Origin of the sequence: Paenibacillus sp. 598K (assembly GCF_003851045.1) — a bacterium.
Lineage (GTDB): Bacteria > Bacillota > Bacilli > Paenibacillales > Paenibacillaceae > Paenibacillus_D.
Map to the genome: position 1 here is coordinate 1 of NZ_BFBX01000489.1, position 348 is coordinate 348.

Here is a 348-nt window from a genome sequence, read left to right on the forward strand (position 1 = left end):
GGGACCCGGCATCCCGCCGGCCAGCCGGCGCAAGCCCGGCTCGGGGATGCGCGCCGCGGCCCGGCGCAGCAGCCGCCGCAGATGCCGCGCCAGCTCGGCGGGATCGGTAGCAGGGTCAGGACGAAGCTCTGCCACCGGGTGTCTGACGCGACGGCCGACGACAACGGTGTCGCAGCCCGCCGCGTCGCCGGGATCGAGGAAGCGGGCTGGCGAGACGATCCGGCCATCCCGCCTCAGCAGGACGAACTCCGGGTCAGCGCCGATCCGCAGTGACTCGCGCCCGTGCGCGGCCCGCGCCGCCGCATAGCCATGCGTGAATCGCCGCAGCGCCGAGCGGCCAACGGCGTC

Annotated in this window: 1 protein-coding gene; it reads right to left on the reverse strand. The window is 75.9% G+C overall.

Going from position 1 to position 348, the window contains the following annotated elements:
• Positions 1-348 (reverse strand): putative amidoligase domain-containing protein (locus tag PA598K_RS35810; RefSeq protein WP_446674109.1); only part of this gene is annotated, 348 nt, incomplete at both ends.